Consider the following 20,500-nt stretch of genomic DNA (forward strand, 5'->3'; position numbering starts at 1 on the left):
AGGGCTGCACGACCCCGCGTGTGGCCAAGCATCGGAACCAGGTCCTCCGCGGATGGGCGGCTGGTCGGCGCTCATCGTCTGACCGGGATGCTGGTGCAGCAGGCGCCGGTGCAGCCCGGCTCGCACCCACCCCTCCCCTGCTCGTTGCCGTCCGCGGCGGGGTCGGCGCAGTCCTCGCACTGTTCACCACGCCACGCCTCGACACCCTCGCGGACCGCCACACTGACGACGGCGCAGTCGTCGCACTGTTCGCCACGCCACATCTCGACACCCTCGCGGACGGCGACAGCGGCGATGACGAGTCCGGCGATCGGGTCGGCCCACCACCAGCCGAGCGTGGCGTTGAGCAGCAGCCCGACGAGCACGATCGCGGACAGGTAGGTGCACAGCATGGTTTGCATGGAGTCGGCGACCACGGTGGCCGAGCCGAGCTCGCGGCCGGTGCGGCGTTTCGCCCAGACCAGCAACGGCATCACCACGACCGACGTCGCCGCGATGGCGATGCCAACCGGGGAGGTAACGGCCTGCTCGACGTCGAACAGGGAACGTAAGGCGTCGACGGCGACCCAGGCGGCCAGAGCGAAGAACGACACGGCGATCAGCCGCAACGCGAGACGTTCACGGGTCTCGGGCATCCGGGAGCGGAACTGCCAAATCACCACCAGCGCCGACGAGACCTCAACGAAGGAATCCAGGCCGAAGCCGAGCAACGCCGTCGACGACGCCGCCGCCCCCGCGATAACGGCGACGACGCCTTCGAGCAGGTTGTATCCGGCGGTCGCATAGGCCAGATGCAGGCTACGCCGGTTGAGCTGCGCTCGCCGCTGCGACGACAACAGGGCGATCGGGGTGTTCATCGGGCCACCGCCTCGCCTCGGCCCCCCGCTCGTCGACGGGCACGAACCCGAACCCGGCGATCATCGCCAGCGACGACGTCTGCGGCAGCGACATCAACGGAGTCACCGGTCGCGGCGAAGCCGGCGGAGTCACCAGTCGCGGCGAAGCCGGCGGGGGCGGCGGGGGCGACGGAGGCAACGGGGGCAGCGAAGCCCGCGGGGGCGGCGGCGGCCGGGGCGGCGGCGGCCGGGGCGGCGGCGGCCGGGGCGGCGGCGACATCCGTGGCGGCGAAGTCGCCGGAGACATCGTCAGCGACGCCCGACCTCAGGGCGGCGTGCTCGCTACTGCTGCCGTCCGGACACAACGCCACGGCGGTGCCGGTCGCGGCCAGCAGCCCTTCGGCGGCGGCTAGCAGGTCGAGCAGTTCGGGGCGAGTCAGCGCGTAGAACGACTGCCGGCCCTGCACCCGGAAGTCGATCAGCCCGCAGTCGCGTAGGCAGGCCAGGTGCTTGGACACCGTGGACTGCGCCAGTCCCAGCTCGCCGGTCAGGTCGACCACCCGGGCCTCTCCGGCGGCGAGCCGCTGCACGATCCGCAGCCGGGTTTCGTCGCCGAGCGAGCGGAACAACGCCACCGCCGGCGTCATCCCCGCCCCGACCGCCGCGGTCATGCACCCGTCCTCGGTCATCGCCATACAGCGATGATAGCCCGGGTTGGCGATGACAGAAAGGAGTACCTCAGTGGCCACGCGCCGTGACGGGAAGTGGTCGGCGGGGGTCCCTTCCTCAACGACGGGCTGACCAGCGAGCAGCCACACCTGGAATGCTGTCATCGTCCGGGCAATCAGGTGCGGCGTCCGCCGAGTTCCTTCGGCGCTCAGCCGGATACCGCTAGAGCCAGCGGCAACACCCCCGATGCGCCTGCTCGTCGGAGTGCCCGGCCGGCGAGCGCCATCGTCCAGCCCGAGTCGACGAGGTCATCCACCAGCAGCACCGGCCCGTCGAGGCCTGGCAGCGCGTCCGAGACGTCGGGTGGGACGGTGAAGGCATCGTGCAGAGCCAACACCCGCTGGGCGCTGTTTCCTCTCGGGCCGCCGTCGCCGACATGGGACGAGGACAGAGCGCCCAGCATCGGGAGCCTGCCCACTGCCGCGATCCGAGCCGCCAAGCTGGTGACAAGCTCCGGGTGGCGTCGGGAGCCCACCGCCACGACCGCGGCGGGGCGCTCCGCCCAGGCGTCGTCGCCGTGCGCCCAGGCCTTCAGGACGTCGACCACGGCAGCGGCGACGTCGTCGGGGATCGGGCCGTCGGAGGATTCCGGAGAGACCAGGGCGCGCAGTCTCGTCCCCCAGCCCTGGTCGGACAGGCGGCCCACCGCGCGACCGGGCAGGATCTGGACGGCCGGGGAGATCTTGCCTTTGAGGTCGACGCCGACGGCCGCCATGCCGGTGGGCCAGAGCTTCTTCGGGGTGATGTCGACGCCGGCGCGGCCGAGGAACGCGTTGGCGGCGGCCAGCGACGCCGATGTCACCTCCGCATCGAACTGGGGGCCCGCGCATGTATCGCAACGGCCGCAGGGCGCGGCGTCGGGGTCGTCCAGGCAGCGACGGAGGAACTCCATGCGGCAGGCCGTCGTCCTCGCGTACTCAAGCATGGTCTTCTGCTCGGCGGTCCGGGCCTCGGCAACGCGTCGCAGCCGTGCGGTGTCGTAGGTCCAGGGCTCGTCGGTGGCGACCCAGCCGCCGCGCGTGCGCCGGACCGCGCCGTCCACGTCGAGGACCTTGAGCATCAGCTCGAGGCGTGCGCGGCGCAGGTCGACGAGAGGCTCCAGCGCTTGTGTCGATAGAGGACGATCGCTGGGCAGCGCCGCGAGCACGGCGCGCACCTGCTCCTCCGGAGGAAACGCGAGCGACGCGAAGTAACGCCAGATCGCGACGTCTTCCTGCCCAGGGAGCAGCACGACCTCGGCATGTTCCACGGCGCGGCCCGCCCGGCCGACCTGCTGGTAATAGGCGATCGGAGACGGCGGTGCCCCGAGGTGCACGACGAAGCCGAGGTCAGGCTTGTCGAAGCCCATGCCGAGCGCCGACGTCGCCACCAGCGCCTTGATCTTGTTGTCGAGCAGATCCTGCTCGGCGGCACGGCGCGCCGCGTCCTCGACCTGACCCGTGTACGACGCGACGGCGAACCCGCGCGTCCGCAGGAATTCGGCGGTCTCGGTGGCCGCGGCGACCGTCAGCGTATAGACGATGCCGGAGCCGGGAAACGCTTCGAGGTGGTCGGCCAGCCACGCCAGGCGATGCGCCGGATCGGGCAACTCCAGCACCGCGAGCCGCAAGGAGTCACGGTCGAGGGTGCCGCGCAGGACCAGAGCGTCACCGAGCTGATCCGCGACGTCGGCGGTCACGCGGGCGTTGGCGGTGGCCGTGGTCGCCAGCACCGGCGTCCGGGAGGGAAGCCCGGCGAGGAACGTCCGCAGCCGGCGGTAATCCGGGCGGAAGTCGTGGCCCCAGTCGGAGACGCAGTGCGCCTCGTCGACGACCAGCAGCCCGGTGCTGGCCGCCAGCCCGGGCAGCACGTTGTCGCGGAAATCCGGATTGTTGAGCCGCTCGGGGCTGATCAGTAGCACGTCGACGGCACCCCCGCGGATTTCCGCGGTGATCTCATCCCACTCGTCGAGGTTGGCGGAGTTGATGGTGCGCGCCCGGATGCCGGCCCGCGCGGCGGCCTCCACCTGGTTACGCATCAGCGCGAGCAGTGGCGACACGATGACGGTCGGCCCTGCGGGCGGATCGCCGGGCTCGGCCGTCACGCCGTCCCGCAGGAGGGCGGTGGCCACGAAATAGACCGCCGACTTGCCCCATCCGGTGCGTTGCACGCACAGCACCCGGCGCCGATCGACGACGAGTGCCTCGATCGCGCGCCATTGGTCCTCGCGCAGCACGGCATGCTCCCCCGCCAGCCGGCGCAGCACCTCCTCGGCGCACTCCCGGACGGCGGCCCGCTCGGCCTCGCTGACCCCATCTCGCGTCATCTCCACCACGACCGCATGTCTATCAGCCCGGTCCGACAGGACGCGGGTTTTCCACAGGCGCCGGGTTCTGGGCTTGGTTATCCACAGGCCTGCCGGATCTGGTCGACAACTCATTCGACCGGTGGCAGCGTGGAGGCATGACGACGATCGCCGAGAAGCTGCTGATCAGGCCCCATTCCACGGTGTGGTTGTCGCACCCGGCCCACCTACCGCTGCTCACCCCGATGCCCGAGGGCGTCCGCGAGGTCGACACTCCGTCGACGGCGAGCGCGGCGGTGATCTTCGCCGACGACACGGCAAGCGTGCGCAAGCTCGTGGCGGAGCACGCCGAGGAGTTGAGGCAGCCGGCCGCCTTCTGGGTCGCCTACCCGAAGAGCAATAAGACGGACATCGACCGCGACACCTTGGGGCCGCTCGTCGCGGAATTCCACATGCAGGCGTCCGACCAGGTCTCCATCGACGACCGCTGGTTGGCCCTGCGCGTCCGAGCTGACAAGGGAGGTGAGAGCCGCCTCACGGGCGAAGAGGAGTAAGAGCCGGGCGGCGCCTGGCCCGCGGCGCCCATCGGCCGGTGGGCGGTGCGTGATGCCCGGTGCCCAGGGGCCGGCGCCAACCTCGGCCGCCCGGCAGGGATGGACGGGAAGGCCAACATCGGCCGCCCGGCGGGCCGTGCAAGGAGACCAGCGCCCGGTGGCCGGTGTGCAGCGCGGGGCACGCTGGCGCCCAGCCCCGGGTGCCCGTTGGGCACGGGTGTGGCGGCCAACGCCGCGGTGCCCAGTGGCCCGCGAGGAGGCAAGGGGCAGGGTGCGCGGAGCGAGACCCAACGCAGGGTGCGCGTAACGTGATGCCGAACTCCGGCGCTCGGCCGCGACGGCCAACGCCCCGTGGCCGGCCCCCGGCCCCAACACGGGAACCGGAGACCGCAGACCGGCGACGGGCAACCGCCAACCCGCAACCGCCAACCCGCCGACCCGCCGACCGGCAACCGCCAACCGCCGACCGGCAACCGCCAACCGCCAACCGCCAACCGCCAACCGCCAACCGGCACCGGCACCGGCACCGGCGAGGCCGTTACACGTACGGGCTGGTCGACTTGGGCTTGGTTCCCGGAAGCGTGTACGACAGCTTCACCTCCGGCACCGCCCACCCCGCGATCGTGTTCTGCGTCGTCGTGCCCTTGAGCTGCTTCAATATCTCCTGCACATAGCCGCACACGGCCTTTCCGTCCACGTCCCCATAGCTCTTCCCCGTGACCGGGCTGGGGGCCTTGGCCGAGCCGTCCCGCGGGATGTCGAGGAGCGTCTTCGGTTCGGTGCCGTCGGTGCGGAAGTTTCCGTTGACCAGGCGGTCGGTTATCGAGTACGAGATGGTCTTTCCGGAGAGGGTGCGGCTCACCTTCACGCAGCCGACGATGTCCTCCGCCTTGACCTCGGTCACCGCGACTTCTTTCGCGTAGGCGAGGTGGGTCGCCAGGACGCTCTGGAGCTTCCAGATGTCGAGCCATCGGCCGACGCGGCACAGGTAGATGTACGGCGTCTTCTTGATGGACTCCTCTTCCTTCATCGGGTCGTACGGGAACAGTGCGCAGATGTTGAAGTCGAGCGCCAGAGATACCGCGCAGGCGGTGTCCATGTCGACATTGCCCAGGCGGAGTGCCACCCCCGGGGCGGCGCCGGCCGGCAGTGTCGTGGTCGGCGGGTACTTCTCGATTGCCTTTTTGCGGGGCGTGAAGCCGCTGACGAAGATCTCGGCCGGTGGCCGGTTGTCGCTTCGGTACGCGAGCGCGAAGGTCCCGTCCGTTCCCGCCGCGAACGTGCGCATCTCATCGTTGCCGATGACCGCCGTACCCATGATGTCGAACTGCTTGAGTCCGGAGTCCTTGGTCGGCTTGGGCGAAGGTACGTAGTAGGACGTCATGGCGCCCAATGTCCTAGCGCTACCCTCCGGGTTCAAGCGACTGCGCAGCGTTTGTGACAACGCACTGTTCCCCCCACATCGGACGAGCCACTACGCCATGTCGAGTTGCATCAACCATCCCTTCTACCGGGTAATGGAGGCGCAAAGATCAGGAGGTTGCCGGGTGCGTACTCGCTCGTCGTGGCGCTATCCGGCGCGCATCGTGCCGCTGGCCTTCCTCGGCGCCATCGCCGTCGGGACCGCCCTCATGATGCTGCCCGCCGCTCGGGCCGAGCCGGGGCACGCCCCGTTCGTCACCGCCCTCTTCACCGCGACCAGCGCCGTGTGCGTCACCGGCCTGTCGGTCGTCGACACTCCGACGTACTGGTCGGGATTCGGCCTGGCGCTGATCACCGTGCTGTCGCAGATCGGCGGCTTCGGGATCATGACGCTGGCCACCCTGCTCAGCCTTCTGGTGTCGCGGCGGCTGCGGTTGCGCAGCCGGCTGCTGGCCCAGGCGGAGAGCTCCGGGCTGCTCGGCGGCAACGTCGGCGGGATCCTCGTGCGGGTCGCACTGGTCATGTTCGTGTCCGAGGCCGTCATCAGCGTCGTGCTCACGCTGCGGTTCTGGCTGGGGTACGACTATCCGTTCGGCCGCGCCGTCTGGGAGGCGGTGTTCCATGCCGTGCAGGCGTTCAACAACGCCGGCTTCGCGCTCTACCCCGACAGCCTCGTACGGTTCGTCGGCGACTGGTGGATCTGCCTGCCGCTGGCTCTGGGAGTGCTGGCCGGGTCGATCGGCTTTCCGGTGCTGTTCGAGCTCGGGCGCGAGTGGCGTACCCCCGGATGTTGGTCCACCCACACGCGCCTGACCGTCTGGGGGACTGTCCTGCTCAGCGGGACCGGCTTCCTGCTCTTCCTGGCGTTCGAGTGGAGCAATCCGGGCACGCTCGGCCCGCTCAGCACCCCGGCCAAGGTGCTTGCCGCCTTCACCCAGGACGTCATGACGCGCTCCGGCGGCTTCAACAGCATCGACATGGGCGACATGAACGCCGAGACCGTCGCCGCCACGAACGCGATGATGTTCATCGGCGGCGGGAGTGCCAGTACGGCCGGCGGCATCAAGGTGACGACCTTCCTGCTGCTGGCGTTCGTGATCTGGGCGGAGGTCCGTGGTGAGCCGGACGTGGTGATCCACAAGCGGCGCATCGCCGAGGAGACGCAGCGGCAGGCGATGACGGTCGCGCTGCTCGGCGTCGCGCTGGTCGCCGTGGGCACGCTTGCGTTGATCATGCTGACCGACGACGTGCCGTTCGACCGGGCGCTGTTCGAGGTGACCTCGGCGTTCGCCACGGTCGGCCTCAGCACCGGCATCACCGCGGGCCTGCCGCCGTCGGCGCAGGTGGTGCTCGTCATCCTGATGTACGTCGGCCGGGTCGGCACGATCGCGGTCGGCACCGCCATCGCCCTCAACACGCGCCGGCGGCACTACCGCTATCCGGAAGAGAGGCCTCTCGTTGGCTGACACCAGAACCGACAACGTCGTGGTCGTGGGCCTGGGCCGCTTCGGCGGCGCGGTCGCCGAGTCGCTGGTCAACCTCGGCCACGAGGTGCTCGGCATCGACGCCGACCCGCGGATCGTGCAGGACTGGTCGGATCGGCTCACGCACGTCGTGGAGGCCGACGCGACCGACACCGATGCGCTGCGCCAGCTCGCGGTCCAGGACTTCTCCCGGGCCGTCGTGGGCATCGGCACGAACCTGGAGACCAGCGTGCTGACCGTCCTCACCCTCGCCGAGGCCGGAATCAGCGAGATCTGGGCCAAGGCGACCAGCATCAAGCACGGGCAGATCCTGTCCCGGGTCGGCGCCCGCCACGTGATCTTCCCGGAGGCGGAGATGGGCGAGCGGGTCGCCCATCTGATCACCGGCCGGATGCTGGACTACATCGAGTTCGACGACGGCTTCGCCATCGCGAAGGTCCGGGCCCCGCAGGAGGCGGTGGGCCGCTCGCTGGCGGATGCCGGGCTGCGCAGCAAGTGGGGAGTCACGGTCGTGGGCACCAAGTTGCCGGGTGAGGACTTCACGTACGCGCGCCCCGAGACGGTCGTCCCGCCGGGTTGCATCCTCATCGTGGCCGGCGACACCTCCAAGGTGGAACGGTTCGCGGGAGTCACCGCCTAGATGGCCACCGAGAAGCCGCCCTTGGTGCGCGGCGGCGAGGACGGCGCCGGAGCTGCCGGCGACGGAGAAGCCGGCTTGCTCCGGTCCTTCTTGCGCGTGGCCGCGGGCGCCGGCTGCGCGGGGGCCGGTTCGACGATCGCGCCGAGAACCTCGGCCTGGCACTGGTGGCCGTTGAGGGTGAAGCTCAGCGGAAGCGGGTTGCTGACCCGGTAGCTGCCGCTGAGCGTCACGCTCGCCGACCGTCCGGGCCGTAGGTGCGCGCCCTGCTTCGGGCGCAGCACCAGCTTGCGGCCCTTCTGGGAGAGCCGCTTGGGGCCGTCGGTGAGCCGCTGGCCGCCGGTGAACGTGAATTCCAGGCGCCAGGTCGAGAGCACGCGCTCGCCGGTGTTCACCACGGTGAGCTGCGCGCCGAAGTCCGTACCCGTGTCGCGCTGGATCCGGTAGCGCACCCTGCAGCCCATCCCGTGCGGGACCGCCGGCCCGGGCCCGGCGCCGGCGGCCGCGGCCTGGGCGGTGGCCGCGTCGACCGGTTCGCGGGTCGACGACCAGACCAGGCCGACGCTTGCGATCAGCACGAGCGTCGCCACGGCCGCCTGCAGGCGGTGCCGGGCGGCGAGGGCGGCGTGGCCGAGCCGTCCGCCGCTGAGCAGGTCGCGCGCCAGGACCCCGCCGCGGAACAGGCCGCCGCCGAGCGGCACCGGGCCGCCGATCCGCAGCGCTCGCGCGACCCGCAGTCCGGCCCGCAGTCGCAGGCGGCTCGGCAGGGGAAGCACCCGGCGAGGCGGGGCGCTCGGGCCGGGATGCGGATGGGGGCGGAAGCCGACCGGCACGGGCCGTTCGTCGTACGCCGCGACCGGCGGGATGATCGGTTGCAGGCCGACGAGCGCGGCCAGCGTGGTCGCCACCTCGTCGGCGCCGGGCCGGTCCTCCGGGCGTTTGGCGAGACAGTGCAGGCACAGGGCGGCGACCTCGGCGGGCATGCCGGGCAGGTCGGGTACGGGCTCGGGGTCCGCGTACAGATGCGCCCGCAACGCCTCGGTGGTGGTCTCGGCGGGCCAGGGCAGCCGCCCGGTGAGCAGCCGGTAGAGGAGCAGTCCGAGCGCGTACACGTCGGCGGCGGGTGCCACCGGGTCGCCGCTGAGCCGTTCCGGTGCCAGGTAGGCGGGCGTGCCGAGCAGGCTGCCGTCCGCGGCGGCGTCGCGCTGCCCGGCCAGGGCGGAGATCCCGAAGTCGACGACCTTTGCGCCGGCGCCGGTGAGCATGACGTTGGCCGGGGTGACGTCGCGGTGCACGATGCCGCGGGCGTGCGCGGTCGCCAGCGCCGACGCGACCTCGGCGACCACGGTGACCGCGCCGCGCCACGGGAACGGGCCCTCGCGGCGCAGCCGGGCGGAGACCGGTTCGCCGTCGTTGAGCTCCATGACCACGTACGGGACGGTCACGCACTCGTCCAGCGGCGACTCCCCGTAGTCGAAGACGCCGGTGATGTGCGGGTGACACAGCCGGGCCGCGGCCAGCGCCTCCTGCCGCAGCCGCGCCCGGAACGCCGCGTCGGCGGCGAGTTGCGGCGACAGCACCTTGACCGCGACCGGGCGGCCGAGGACCTCGTCATAGCCGCGCCACACGACCGACATGCCGCCGGTGCCGAGCCGCTCGATCAGGCGGTATCGGCCACCGACGTGGCCGCCTTCTCGCCCGGTCGCCAGCCACCCCATGTGCCGATTGTGGCCCGAGGGACCGCCCGCCCAGGGTGCGTCTGACGAAATCCCTTCAGATTCAGCCGGCGAGCAACTGGTCGACCGGCGCGTAGTCGTCGGTCAGCACCCGGGCGTCGCCGACGAGGGCGCGCAGGGCCGTTCCGGACACCAGTTCGACCGGCTCGTCGACGAGGTCGAGATGGTTGCGGATCTCGTCGAGCGGCAGCGGGGACCGTGACGCCACGATGACGTAGTTCGCGCTGGTTTCCCCGGCGAAGGCGCCCTTGGGTGCGATCACGGCCACGTGCGGGAAGACGTCGGCGACGGTCGCCAGTTCGGCCCGGATGAAGCGGTGCGGGGGGTAGTCGATGACGTTCTGGGCGTACATGCCGCCGTCGCGCAGGACCCGGGAGACTTCCGCGGCCATCTCGCGGGTGGCGAGGTGCCAGGGCACCACGAGGTGGCCGAACGCGTCGCCGACCACGAAGTCGTAGGACCGGTCGCCCTGCTCGCTCAGCCCGACGCGGGCGTCGCCGACCCGCGTCCGGAGCTGCGGTCCGGTGGTCAGGCCGAGCTCGCGCCGGTCCAGCGTCACCAGGCCGCCGTCCAGCTCGACGACGAGCTGGTCGCTGCCGGGCCGCGTCGCCGCGATGTACGCGGGCACCGTGAAGCCGCCGCCGCCGAGGTGCAGGGCGTCGAGGGGTGCGCCGGCGGACTTCTGGATGTCGACCAGTGCGCCGATCCACTGGATGTACGCGAACTCCAGGTGCGTCGGATCGTCCAGGTCGACGTACGAATGCCGCGCCGAGTTGAGGACCAGCGTCCGCCCGCCGGCCCGGCCGGGATCGGCCTCGACCCGGGCGCAGTGGTAGGCGGTCTCGATGTCGCAGGGCGTCGGCGCGGAGGCGCCCAGCCCGGCGCCGACCAGCCCGACGGTGACCAGCACCGCCCGGGTCTTCGGCTTCCCCGGCTGCGCGAGGCCGGGCTGACGGCGGCGCAGCCACCAGCCGAGCCCGATTCCGGCGACGGCGAGCAGCCCGGCGAGGGTCAGCACGATCCAGCTGCTCGGCATGGCCGCGACGAAGATGAAGCCGGTGCCGAGCGTCGCCGTGATGGCGCCCAGGGTGCCGAAGCTGGAGAGCCGGCCCACCACCTCGCCGGTCCGCCGCAGGTCGCCGAGCTGGAGCTTCACGGTCAGCGGCGTGATCGTGGAGAGCAGGAACGCGGGCAGGAAGACGGCCAGCGCGGCGAGCAGCAGCACGGCCGAGGCCGCCCCGCCGCGGAGCCACTCGCCACCCCAGCGCACGAGCGGCAGCGTGAGGGCCGTGGCGATCGCGCCGAGCAGCAGGGCGGGGGCGAGCAGCACCCGCGGGTCGTGGCGGTCCGCCAGCCTTCCGCCGAGCCAGGTGCCGTACGCGATCGCGGCCAGCGCGATGCCGATCACCGAGCTGCTGACCTGCAGGGTCACCCCGACGTACGGGCCCACGAGACGCAGGGCGACGATCTCGAGCACCAGCACGGCGCCGCTGGCGAAGAAGACGAGAGCGGTGGCCAGGCCGGACGGCAGAGCCCGTGGAGATTCCATCGGCGGATGGTACCGGCGCGAACTGGGGATTCCGGACAGGCCCTACAGCATCGACAGGTGCACGTGGTTGGTGTGTGCCGCAGACGCACTGCCGGAGCCGCTGTAGGAGCGCCACCCGGAGCCGGGCAGCCAGATCTGGCGGTACCAGATCACGTACATCACGCCGAGGCGCTCGGCGTTGTGGACGAAGTACGCGGCGAGGTTGTTGCCGTAGGTGCGGTCGTCCCCGGTGGCGTCGGAGTTCTCGAAGCCGCCGGGCGCCGAGGAGAAGTCGCAGGCCCTGCCCAGCGGATGCTCGCCGGAACTGCGCTGGCTGAAGCAGGACGTGTGGCGTTTGAAGCCGGCCGACTGCGCCTGGCGGAAGGCGTTCAGCAGCCGGGGCGTGACGCACCCGCCGGTGGTCGGGTCGTCGATGGTGCACCGCTCACCGGGCCACGAGCCGTCGGAGTTGCGCGGTGCCGCCTTGGCCAGCGGGGAGTTCGCGTTCACGAAGCCGCCGGCGACCGCTCCGCCGCCGGCCGCGGCGAGGGCGTTCTCCGCCTGCTGCTTCCTCTTGGCCATGACCTTGACCTGGTTGTCCTGCTCTTTGATCTCGAGGGCGATGGCCTTGGTCGCCTTCTCGGCGGTGGAAACGGCGTCCCGGTATCCGACCAGCGCGTGGCCGTCGACCTGCGCCATCTGGTCGAGGCTCAGCATGCGCTCCATCAGCGCGTCGGGCGAGGCGCTGTTGAGCAGCATCGACACGGTGGTGAGGCGGCCCTGCCGGTAGGAGCGGCCGGCGATCTCCTGAACCCGTACCGAAAGTTCGTCGGCCTTGGCCTGCGCCTGCTGGAGGGCGGCCTTCAGCTTGACCTGACGGGCCTTGGAGGCCTGCAGCTTCTGCTTGGCCTGCACGTGCCCCTTGGCCGCCGACTCGAGCTGTGCGCGCAGGGTCTTCGTGCCGCCCTCCTCGTCGGGCTCGGCACGCGCGACCGAGGGCGCGGCGAGCAGCACGAGAATGGCCGCCAGCAACGCGAGAACGGGCTTCGCCCGGCACAGGTGAGTCGCCGCCAAATCTGCCTCCCAAGTGATGAGCGCGGGGAACTCTACCTCGCTCCTGCGGGTGGAAGCAGATTGATCATGTCGCCGAGTAGCCACCATCGACGAAGAGTGTTTGCCCGGTTACCGCAGCGCTGGCGGAACTCGCCAGATAAACCACACAACCGGCAAAGTCCTCGGGTACGCCGTTCCGCCCGATCATCGTCCGCCGCGCGTGCCCGGCGGCCACCGCGGGATCCGCGAAGACCGGCTCGGTCAGCGGGGTGTGCACCACCCCCGGGGCGATCGCGTTGCACGTCACCCCGCGGCCGGACCAGGCCTCCGCCTGCGAGCGGGTCAGGCCCACGAGGCCGGCCTTGGCGGCGCCGTAGGCGCCGCTGTGCCCGTACGCCCGGAAGGCCTGCTGGGAGACGATGTTGATGAGCCGTCCCCAGCCGCGCGCCGCCATGGCCCGGCCGAAGTGCTGCCCGAGCAGGAACGGCGCGGTCAGGTTCGCGGCGAGCGTGAGGTCCCAGTCCTGTTCGGTGAGCTCGTCCAGAGGGGGCCGCCGGTTCACCGCCGCCGCATTCACCAGGATGTCCACGCCGTCGTACCCGGTGACCCGGGCGAGGTCCGCGCGATCCGCCAGGTCCGCGGCGATCGTGTCCACCGCGACACCGTGACCGGTGAGCGCGGCGGCGGTCTCCCGCAGCGGCCCGGGCCGGCGCGCGACCAGCACCACGCGGGCGCCGGCGCGGCCCAACGCGGTGGCCATCGCCCGTCCGATCCCGGAACTGCCGCCGGTCACCATCGCGGTCCGGCCGCGCAGACCGAAGAGCTCGTCGAGGTACGAAGCCATGTGCGCGCCGCCTACGGGGAGAGCAGAGTGCCGCGGACGGTGTGCCAGATGTCGTGGTTCGCCGCGATGAGCAGGCCGCGCTCGGGGTCCGTCGGTCGGTACGCCGAGCCGTCCAGGTGCAGCACCGCGCCGCCGGCCTCGCGCAGGATCAGCGAGCCGGGCGTGTGGTCCCAGGGCAGGATCCGCCAGAAGACCGCGAACTGCTGCTCGTCGGTGGCGACGCACGGGTACTCGTACCCGGCGCAGTGGTGGCCGCCGGTGACCAGGCCCAGCCGGGAGGCGTTCGCGTCGATGCCCGCGCGCAGGTCGTCCGGGAAGTAGTTGCGGGAGATCGAGCCGGTCAGGGCGGGGGCTCCCGGGTCGTCGGAGCGGGTCTTCAGCCGCATTCCGTCGATGTAGGCGCCGCTGCCCGCCTCGGCGACGACCATCCGGTCGTCGGGCACGTCGAGGATCCATCCGGCCGTCGGCTCGCCGTCGCGTACCAGCGCCACCATCACGGCGAAGGGCCGCTTGCCCGCGGCGAAGTTGTTCGTGCCGTCGACCGGGTCCACGAGCCACACCGGGCCGCCGTCGTCGAGGCGCTCCAGGACCGACGGATCGGCGGCGACGGCCTCCTCGCCCACCACGCTCGAGCCGGGCAGCAGCGCGGTCAGCCCCGCCGTCAGCGCCCGCTCGGACTCCTGGTCCGCGACGGTGACGAGGTCGCCGGGCGACTTCTCCTCGATCTCCGAGTCGGTGAGCCGGCGCCACCGCGGCAGCACGATCGTCCGCGCGACCTCCCGCACCAGCTCGGTCACCCGGTCGATCATGTCGTCACGCACGCGGTGGCAGCTTCACGACGCTGACGAAGAAGTCGTCGATCTGGCGGATCACCGAGATGAACCGGTCGAAGTCCACCGGCTTGGTCACGTACGCGTTCGCGTGCAGTTGATAGCTGCGCAGGATGTCCTCGTCGGCGGCGGACGTGGTGAGCACCACGACCGGGATGCGGCAGAGCTCGTCGTCCTTCTTGATCTCCGCGAGCACCTCCCGGCCGTCGCGACGCGGCAGGTTGAGGTCGAGCAGGATCAGGTCCGGGCGTACGGCGTCGGCGTACTGACCCTCGCGGCGCAGGTACGACAGGGCCTCGGCGCCGTCGGAGACCACCGTGAGCCGGTTGCGGACCTTGTGCTCCTCGAACGCCTCCTGCGTCATGAGCACGTCGCCCGGGTCGTCCTCCACGAGCAGCACCTCGATGGGCGTCCCATCTGCGCGAATGGCTCCGGTCATGCGCCGACCTCTTTCAGTTTCTCCTGCACCGGGATCCCGGCCACCAGGGGCAACGTGAACCAGATGGAGGTGCCTTCGGTGACGTCGAGATCGAGCCAGATCCGGCCGCCATGATATTCGACGATCTTCTTGACGATGGCCAGTCCGATCCCGGTGCCCTCGTAGGCGTCCCGCCCGTGCAGGCGCTGGAAGATCACGAAGACCTTGTCGGCGAACTCGGCCTCGATGCCGATGCCGTTGTCGCGGACGTTGATGCGCCACTCCTCCTCGTCCCGCTCGGCGGTCACCGTGACGACCGGCGGCACGTCCGGGCGGCGGAACTTGAGGGAGTTGCCGATCAGGTTGACGAACAGCGTGGTGAGCAGCGGCTCCTCGCCCTCGACCGTCGGCAGGTCGGTCCAGGTGATCCGGCCGTCCTCCCCGGTGCGGACCTCGAGCTGCGACCTCACCTCGGTCAACACCCGGTCGAGGTCGACGTCGGTGAAGCCCGCGGTGAGCCGCCCGATCCGGGAGAACGCCAGCAGATCGTTGATCAGCCGCTGCATGCGCTGCGCGCCGTCGACCGCGAATGCGATGTACTGGTCCGCGCGCTCGTCGAGCTGCCCCGCGTAACGGCGCTGGAGGAGCTGGCAGAAGCTGGCCACCTTGCGCAGCGGCTCCTGCAGGTCGTGCGAGGCCACGTACGCGAACTGCTCGAGGTCGCGGTTGGAGCGGGTCAGCTCCTCCGCCTGGATCTTGAGCTGCTCGTTGACCCATTCGATCTGCCGGCGGGCCTCGCGCACCTCGGTGAGCTCGGCGGCGATCTGCCTGCGCATGCCGTCCACATTGTCGGCGAGCTCACGCAGCTCGGGCGAACCGGAACTCGTGATGTGCTTGTCGAAGTCGCCGTCCGCCACCTCGCGCACCTGCGTCGCCAGGTCGGTCACCGGGCGGCTCACCATCCGGTCGAGGAGCAGCAGCAGCGCCACCCCGGCGATGACGATGATCGCGGCGGCGGCGATCTGGATCGCGACCATGCGCCGGCTGGTCTCCTTCGCCTGCGCCGCGGACCGGTCGCGCAACACGCCGATGTCGGTCTGCATCTTCTGGATGGAGGACCGCAGCGCGTCGAACTCCGCCGTGCTGCCGGCCTCCACCAGCGCCTGCCCGGCCTCCGGCCCCTGGGTGCGGACGGCGTCGACGATCGGCTCGGCGACGTTGCGGTGCCAGGCGTCGATCCGCTGCCGCACGTGCGCCAGGTCGGCCCGGATGGTGTCGTCCAGCGGGCCCGACCTCAGATATCCGTCGATCTGCGCGGTGATCTCCTGCTCGTCGGCGATGCCGTCACGGTACGGCTGGAGGTTCACCTCACGACCGGTGATCGCATACCCGCGGATGCCGGTCTCCTGGTTGAGCACGGCGGTGCTGAGCCGCTCCCCCGCCGCGCGCATCGGGGTGGCCCGGCTGACGACGTCGTCGAGTTGCCGGCTGTTGCCCGCGGCGGTGAGCGCGGCGACCACGCCGAGGCCGGCGAGCAGCAGTCCGACGGTCACGCACAGGGCAAGCACCCGGCCGCGCAGCGTCCAGGCCGAGACCCGCAGCAGGTTCACCGCCCACCGCCGCGCGAGATCAGCAGCATCGCCACGTCGTCGGCCAGCGGGCCGCCGTTGCCCTGCTCGGCGCGGCCGACGAGCCACGCCGGCAGTGCGGCGAGCGGCACGTCCCGCGCGTCCGGCTGGGCGAGCAGTCCGCAGAGGCCCTCCACATCGAGCCGTTCGTTGCCGTTGCCGGTGTGTCCCTCGATCAATCCGTCGGTGTACATCAGCAGGGACCAGTCATCGCCGGAGAACTCCACGTCGGTCGCGGGGGTGGGGGTGGGGCGTACGCCGAGCACGATGCCCGTCCGCGCGGTGACCGCGGCGGCCTTGCCGCCGGAGAGCAGCACCGGCGGGGGGTGCCCGGCCAGGCGTACCGTGGCGCGATCGCCGGCGAGGTCGAGGGAGACCATCGCCACCGTCGCGAAGACCTCCCGTGCCCGCCGCTCGGTCATCAAAACCTGTTCGAGGGAGGCCAGAATCTGCTCCTCGGGCACGCCCGCGAGCACCAGTGCCCGCCAGGCGACCCGGAGCTCGACACCGAGCGCGGCCTCGTCGACGCTGTGCCCGCAGACATCCCCGACGATCACGTGCAGCTTGCTGTCGCCGACCTGGACGACGTCGAAGAAGTCGCCGCCGAGCAGGCCCATGGCACGGCCGGAGCGATAGAAGGTGTGCACGGCCACTTCGGTGGTCTTCATCAGCGGCTGGGGCAGCAGGCCGCGCTCGAGCCGGGCCGACTCGGCCTGGCGCAGCTCGGCCTCGCGCAGCCGCTGGGCATTCTCGTCGGCCCGCTTGCGCTCGACGGCGTAGCGCAGCGCCCGCACCAGCAGGACGCCGTCGACCTGGCCCTTCACCAGGTAGTCCTGGGCGCCCTCGGCCACCGCCTGGACGCCGAGGTGCTCGTCGGAACGCCCGGTGAGCACGCAGACCGCCGCGCTGCCGGCCAGGGCGAGCAGCTTGCGCAGGCCGTCGATGCCCTCGGCATCGGGCAGGCCGAGGTCGAGCAGCACGCACTGGACCCCGCGCATCATGTCCCGCGCCTCGCGCAGGGTGGTCGCGATGCGCAGGTCGAACGACGCGCCGGCCTCCGCAAGCAGCTCACGGACCAGGAACGCGTCGCCCTCGTCATCCTCCACGAGCAGGATCCGGAGACGCTCCGGCGCCACGGCAGGTCGGGGAGCGGTCACCTCGGTCACGATCTCACCCCACCCGGCGTCGGACCGTGAGCGGCGTGCGGGGCGGCGGCACCTCGGCGGGGACGCTTGATGGCTGAACTCCTTCGGGCATGACCCGCTGATCGTCCATGACCGGTCGCGGGCGCACAACACCGGCCACCCCGTCCCGGCGCCGCGGCCGCATCCGGGCGACGCAGAGTGACGATGCGACGGTCATGCCGATGGACCGTAGGACGGATCCTCGGCGACCCGGCGGGCGTGCCGGGCGATGACCTCGCCGAGGATGCCGTGCAACCGGCCGCAGTCGAGGCAGTGCAGGTTCTCGTCGAGCCGGCGGCCGCCGCAGGCGATGCAGGATCCCCGGTCCTCGGGGTCGCGGTACGCCTCCAGCGCCCGGCACATCGCGCGGACCACATGGTCGCCGAGCTGGAACGTCGCCTCGCCGAGCGCGGTACGCAGGCCGAGCACCGCCACCGGCCCGGCCTCGGGCGCCGGATCGTACGGTGCCACCCGCTCGACGAACTCGGCGACGACGGCGGCGGGGTCGAGCGGGGCTGTCACGGGTCCCAAGTTAAGCCACCGGGCCGGAAGATCGCTCGGCCAGGTCGCCGTCGAGTGGGAAGCCGGGTCGCTGTCCCCGTGCGAAGCTAGGCATCTGTCGCGTGCGAGCCGAGGAGATCGTATGAGGGGCGTGCCGACGATCGAGGCCGCGGACCGCACGCCGGCGCGTCCCGTACGCCGGGGCTGGGCGGCCCTGGCCGCGGTGCTCGCCCTGGCGGCGACCGGCGTCCTCGCGGCCCAGTCGGTGCGCCCGCCCGCCGCCCTTGCCCCGGACGCCCCGGTCGCGGAGTTCAGTGCGGGCCGCGCGTTCGCGCACGTACGCACGATCGCCGCCGAGCCGCACGTGGCCGGCAGCGCGGCCAACGACGCGGTCCGCGCCCACCTGCTGACCACCCTGCGCGGTCTCGGCCTCTCACCCGAGGTGCAGGACACGGTCACCGCGCAGGGCGCCCGGCTGTCCTCGAGCGCCGGGGGCGTCGGAATGGCCCGGGTACGCAACGTGGTCGCGCTCTGGCCGGGCACCGCCTCCACCGGCCGGATCTTCCTGGTGGCGCACTACGACTCGGCGCAGACCGGGCCGGGCGCCAACGACGACGCCGCCGGTACCGCGGCGATCCTCGAGGCCGCCCGCGCCCTGACCAGCGGCCCGAGGCTGCGCAACGACGTGGTGTTCGTGCTGACCGACGCCGAGGAGGCGTGCCTGTGCGGCGCGCAGGCCTTCGTCGAGCAGCACCCGCTGGCCCGCGCACGCGGCGTGGTGCTCAACCTCGAGGCCCGCGGCAGCGCCGGGCCGGCCATCATGTTCGAGACCGCCGCCGCCAATGCCGCCCTGGTCGGCGTCTTCGCCGGCGCTCCGGAGCCGGTGGGCACGTCATTCGCGGTCGAGGTCTACCGCCGGCTGCCGAACAACACGGATTTCACCGCGTTCCGCGAGCACGGCTTCACCGGCCTCAACAGCGCGTACATCGACGGCGCGGCGGTGTACCACGCGCCGATGGACACGCCGGACTCGATGGACATCGACAGCCTCCAGCACCACGGCGTCAACGTCCTGGCGCTCACCCGCGACCTGGGCAACCGCGATCTGCCGGGGCTGCGCTCGACCGGCGACGCGACGTACTTCCCGGTTCCCGGGGCGCTCGTGCACTACCCCAGCTCGTGGACCTGGCCCCTGGCGGCGGCCGCCCTGCTGGCGGTGCTCGTCCTCGGCTGGCTGGCGCGTCGGCGCGGGATGGCCACGGCACCCCGCCTGCTCGGCGCCTTCGGGCTCGCCCTGGTGCCGGTCCTGGCCGTCCCGGCGCTCGCCCAGCTCCTGTGGATCACGATCAAATTCATCCGTCCCGGGTACGCGGAAATGCCGATCGACCCGTACCGCCCGTGGTGGTATCGGCTCGCGATCCTGGCCCTCACCGCGGCCGTGGTCTGCGCCTGGTACGCGCCGCTGCGCCGCCGGCTCGGACCCGCCGCCCTGGTGGTCGCCGGCCTCGCGTGGGCCGCGGTGCTCGGCCTCGTCCTCGCCGCCCTGGCGCCGGGAGGGTCGTACCTCACCGCCCTGCCGGCGCTGGCGGGCGGCGTGGCGGGCATCGCCGCCGTGCTGCTGCGCGGCGGCGGGCGGGGGCCGCTCGGCGGCTGGGCACCGGTCCTGGCCGTGACGCTCGGCGCGGCGGCCGCAACGGTCGTACTGCTGCCGGCCATGCTCATGTTCTTCCCGGCCATGGGCATGAACCGGGCGGCGGCCGGCGCGGTCTTCGCCGTCCTGCTGGCGATGGTGCTGCTACCGGTGGTCGACCTGCTCCACCCGGAGGCGGGCGGCCAGCGCGGCCTCGACGCCCTGCGTGCCCGCCGGCGCGGCGCCCTGCCGGCCCTCGCCGCCACCGTGGCCCTGGTCGTCTGCACGGCGGCCGGCCTCGCCACCGACCGCTTCGATCGCACGCATCCGGCGCCCACCCACCTCATGTACGCGCTGGACGCCGACACCAACCAGGCGCGCTGGCTGAGCGAGTCGCGCACCCCGTCCGCCTGGACCGCCCAGTACGTCGGCGGTGATCCCGCCCCCGTCACCGACACGCTGCCGGGCTTCGGCGACGAGAAGCTGCGCAGCGGCCCCGCCCTGCCGGCCGCCCTGCCGGCACCCGCGCTCACGAAAATCGCCGACACGACCACGGGCGATCGGCGGACGGTGACTCTCACGCTCGTCCCGCAGCGACCGGTGCGCCTGGTGACGCTGCATGTGGGAGCGCAGGCGCGGGTGCTGTCGGCGACGGCCGGCGCTCGCCCGGTGCCGGTCGCTCGGACGGACGGCGCCTGGGGCTTCGGGTTCGTCTTCCACGCCCCGCCGGCGGCCGGCATCGAGGTGACGCTGACCGTGCCGGTGGGTGCGCCGCTGAGGCTGCGCGCCATGGACGCGAGCGACGGGCTCACGGCCCTTCCCGGCTTCCGGCCCCGTCCGGCCGACGTCGGCGTGGTCGGCTCGCACAGCTCCGAGATGCTCGCCGTCGCGAAGACCTACACGTTCTAGCTAGCGCCCGCGGCCGCGGCGGCCCGCCGGCGCGTCGAACCGGAAGTGGACGAACAGCCGCCCCCAGTTGTCCCCGTCCTTCTCGACGCGGTGGTAGAGCTGCTTGATCTCCTTCTGGTCCAGGAAGCGCAGCACCTTCTTCTTGAGCTGCCCGCTGCCCTTGCCGGGGATGATCTCGACCAGGCTCGCCTTCTTCTGGATCGCCTCGTCGATGATGCCGCGGAGCGCCTTGTCGATCTCGGTGCCCTTGTTGAAGATGTCGTGGAGATCCAGCTTGAGCTTCACGTCGGCAG

The 20,500-nt window shown here is 71.9% G+C and carries 17 protein-coding genes and 1 pseudogene; 4 read left to right on the forward strand and 14 right to left on the reverse strand.

The features are described 5' to 3' along the window. Positions 1-71: 71 nt before the first annotated feature. The 3 genes and pseudogenes from EDD30_RS15710 to EDD30_RS15725 all read right to left on the reverse strand — a co-directional run bounded on the left by EDD30_RS15710 (position 72) and on the right by EDD30_RS15725 (position 3,870). Entirely contained in the window at positions 72-857 is a 786-nt protein-coding gene (locus EDD30_RS15710; RefSeq protein ID WP_084556944.1) for a cation diffusion facilitator family transporter, read from the reverse strand. A 320-nt stretch (positions 858-1,177) separates the two neighbouring features. Then, positions 1,178-1,507, reverse strand: a pseudogene (locus EDD30_RS15720) (ArsR/SmtB family transcription factor); the annotation flags it as partial. 206 nt (positions 1,508-1,713) lie between these two features. Further along, a complete protein-coding gene (locus tag EDD30_RS15725; RefSeq protein ID WP_123678804.1) occupies positions 1,714-3,870 on the reverse strand; it encodes a RecQ family ATP-dependent DNA helicase in 2,157 nt (718 codons plus the stop codon). 137 nt (positions 3,871-4,007) lie between these two features. Here EDD30_RS15725 and EDD30_RS15730 point away from each other — a divergent pair, with 137 nt between their 5' ends. Beyond that, positions 4,008-4,403: a hypothetical protein gene (locus EDD30_RS15730; RefSeq protein ID WP_071808865.1), complete on the forward strand. Its 396-nt coding sequence runs from the start codon at positions 4,008-4,010 to the stop codon at positions 4,401-4,403. A 538-nt stretch (positions 4,404-4,941) separates the two neighbouring features. On the opposite strand, the gene EDD30_RS15740 is transcribed toward EDD30_RS15730, so the two are convergent. Next, positions 4,942-5,787, reverse strand: coding sequence for a hypothetical protein (locus tag EDD30_RS15740; protein ID WP_071808864.1), 846 nt, complete (start codon positions 5,785-5,787; stop codon positions 4,942-4,944). A 202-nt stretch (positions 5,788-5,989) separates the two neighbouring features. Between EDD30_RS15740 and EDD30_RS15745 the strand changes: the two genes are divergently transcribed. Further along, positions 5,990-7,291: a TrkH family potassium uptake protein gene (locus EDD30_RS15745; protein ID WP_244945605.1), complete on the forward strand. Its 1,302-nt coding sequence runs from the start codon at positions 5,990-5,992 to the stop codon at positions 7,289-7,291. Beyond that, positions 7,284-7,949 carry a potassium channel family protein gene (locus EDD30_RS15750; protein ID WP_071808862.1) on the forward strand — a complete coding sequence of 222 codons (666 nt, stop codon included), beginning with the start codon at positions 7,284-7,286 and terminating at the stop codon, positions 7,947-7,949. The genes EDD30_RS15745 and EDD30_RS15750 overlap by 8 nt, the downstream gene beginning before the upstream one ends. On the opposite strand, the gene EDD30_RS15755 is transcribed toward EDD30_RS15750, so the two are convergent. From EDD30_RS15755 to EDD30_RS15795, 9 genes are all read right to left on the reverse strand, one after another. Further along, positions 7,946-9,664 (reverse strand): serine/threonine-protein kinase, encoded by a 1,719-nt coding sequence (locus EDD30_RS15755; protein ID WP_071808861.1) that lies wholly within the window; start codon positions 9,662-9,664, stop codon positions 7,946-7,948. The genes EDD30_RS15750 and EDD30_RS15755 overlap by 4 nt on opposite strands. A 61-nt stretch (positions 9,665-9,725) precedes the next feature. Next, entirely contained in the window at positions 9,726-11,231 is a 1,506-nt protein-coding gene (locus EDD30_RS15760; protein ID WP_123678305.1) for a fused MFS/spermidine synthase, read from the reverse strand. Between the two features lie 42 nt (positions 11,232-11,273). Further along, positions 11,274-12,284 carry a coiled-coil domain-containing protein gene (locus tag EDD30_RS15765; protein WP_071808207.1) on the reverse strand — a complete coding sequence of 337 codons (1,011 nt, stop codon included), beginning with the start codon at positions 12,282-12,284 and terminating at the stop codon, positions 11,274-11,276. Positions 12,285-12,348: 64 nt separating this feature from the next. After that, positions 12,349-13,107, reverse strand: coding sequence for an SDR family NAD(P)-dependent oxidoreductase (locus tag EDD30_RS15770; RefSeq protein ID WP_071808206.1), 759 nt, complete (start codon positions 13,105-13,107; stop codon positions 12,349-12,351). A gap of 11 nt (positions 13,108-13,118) precedes the next feature. After that, a complete protein-coding gene (locus EDD30_RS15775) occupies positions 13,119-13,928 on the reverse strand; it encodes an inositol monophosphatase family protein (RefSeq protein WP_123678306.1) in 810 nt (269 codons plus the stop codon). Then, positions 13,921-14,376 carry a response regulator gene (locus EDD30_RS15780; protein ID WP_071808472.1) on the reverse strand — a complete coding sequence of 152 codons (456 nt, stop codon included), beginning with the start codon at positions 14,374-14,376 and terminating at the stop codon, positions 13,921-13,923. The genes EDD30_RS15775 and EDD30_RS15780 overlap by 8 nt, the downstream gene beginning before the upstream one ends. After that, positions 14,373-15,965, reverse strand: coding sequence for a sensor histidine kinase (locus EDD30_RS15785; RefSeq protein WP_071808471.1), 1,593 nt, complete (start codon positions 15,963-15,965; stop codon positions 14,373-14,375). Before EDD30_RS15785 ends, EDD30_RS15780 begins: the two co-directional genes overlap by 4 nt. Then, positions 15,962-17,149 carry a PP2C family protein-serine/threonine phosphatase gene (locus EDD30_RS15790; protein WP_071808470.1) on the reverse strand — a complete coding sequence of 396 codons (1,188 nt, stop codon included), beginning with the start codon at positions 17,147-17,149 and terminating at the stop codon, positions 15,962-15,964. Before EDD30_RS15790 ends, EDD30_RS15785 begins: the two co-directional genes overlap by 4 nt. Before the next feature lie 192 nt (positions 17,150-17,341). Beyond that, a complete protein-coding gene (locus EDD30_RS15795; protein ID WP_071808469.1) occupies positions 17,342-17,689 on the reverse strand; it encodes a hypothetical protein in 348 nt (115 codons plus the stop codon). A gap of 121 nt (positions 17,690-17,810) precedes the next feature. On the opposite strand from EDD30_RS15795, the gene EDD30_RS15800 reads away from it, so the two are divergent. Further along, positions 17,811-20,207, forward strand: coding sequence for a M20/M25/M40 family metallo-hydrolase (locus EDD30_RS15800; protein WP_123678307.1), 2,397 nt, complete (start codon positions 17,811-17,813; stop codon positions 20,205-20,207). Here the strand turns inward: EDD30_RS15800 and EDD30_RS15805 are convergent, their stop codons facing one another. Continuing rightward, positions 20,208-20,492 carry a Smr/MutS family protein gene (locus EDD30_RS15805; RefSeq protein WP_071808467.1) on the reverse strand — a complete coding sequence of 95 codons (285 nt, stop codon included), beginning with the start codon at positions 20,490-20,492 and terminating at the stop codon, positions 20,208-20,210. It lies immediately after the preceding gene. Positions 20,493-20,500: the final 8 nt, after the last annotated feature.

This window comes from Couchioplanes caeruleus, assembly GCF_003751945.1.
Classification (GTDB): domain Bacteria; phylum Actinomycetota; class Actinomycetes; order Mycobacteriales; family Micromonosporaceae; genus Actinoplanes; species Actinoplanes caeruleus.

What these genes read in the sequence shown, in the direction of transcription:
- EDD30_RS15710 (WP_084556944.1), bottom strand. Translation starts at nt 857, where the DNA reads ATGAACACCCCGATCGCCCTGTTGTCGTCGCAGCGGCGAGCGCAGCTC.
- EDD30_RS15725 (WP_123678804.1), bottom strand. Translation starts at nt 3,870, where the DNA reads ATGACGCGAGATGGGGTCAGCGAGGCCGAGCGGGCCGCCGTCCGGGAG.
- EDD30_RS15730 (WP_071808865.1), top strand. Translation starts at nt 4,008, where the DNA reads ATGACGACGATCGCCGAGAAGCTGCTGATCAGGCCCCATTCCACGGTG.
- EDD30_RS15740 (WP_071808864.1), bottom strand. Translation starts at nt 5,787, where the DNA reads ATGACGTCCTACTACGTACCTTCGCCCAAGCCGACCAAGGACTCCGGA.
- EDD30_RS15755 (WP_071808861.1), bottom strand. Translation starts at nt 9,664, where the DNA reads ATGGGGTGGCTGGCGACCGGGCGAGAAGGCGGCCACGTCGGTGGCCGA.
- EDD30_RS15760 (WP_123678305.1), bottom strand. Translation starts at nt 11,231, where the DNA reads ATGGAATCTCCACGGGCTCTGCCGTCCGGCCTGGCCACCGCTCTCGTC.
- EDD30_RS15770 (WP_071808206.1), bottom strand. Translation starts at nt 13,107, where the DNA reads ATGGCTTCGTACCTCGACGAGCTCTTCGGTCTGCGCGGCCGGACCGCG.
- EDD30_RS15780 (WP_071808472.1), bottom strand. Translation starts at nt 14,376, where the DNA reads ATGACCGGAGCCATTCGCGCAGATGGGACGCCCATCGAGGTGCTGCTC.
- EDD30_RS15800 (WP_123678307.1), top strand. Translation starts at nt 17,811, where the DNA reads ATGAGGGGCGTGCCGACGATCGAGGCCGCGGACCGCACGCCGGCGCGT.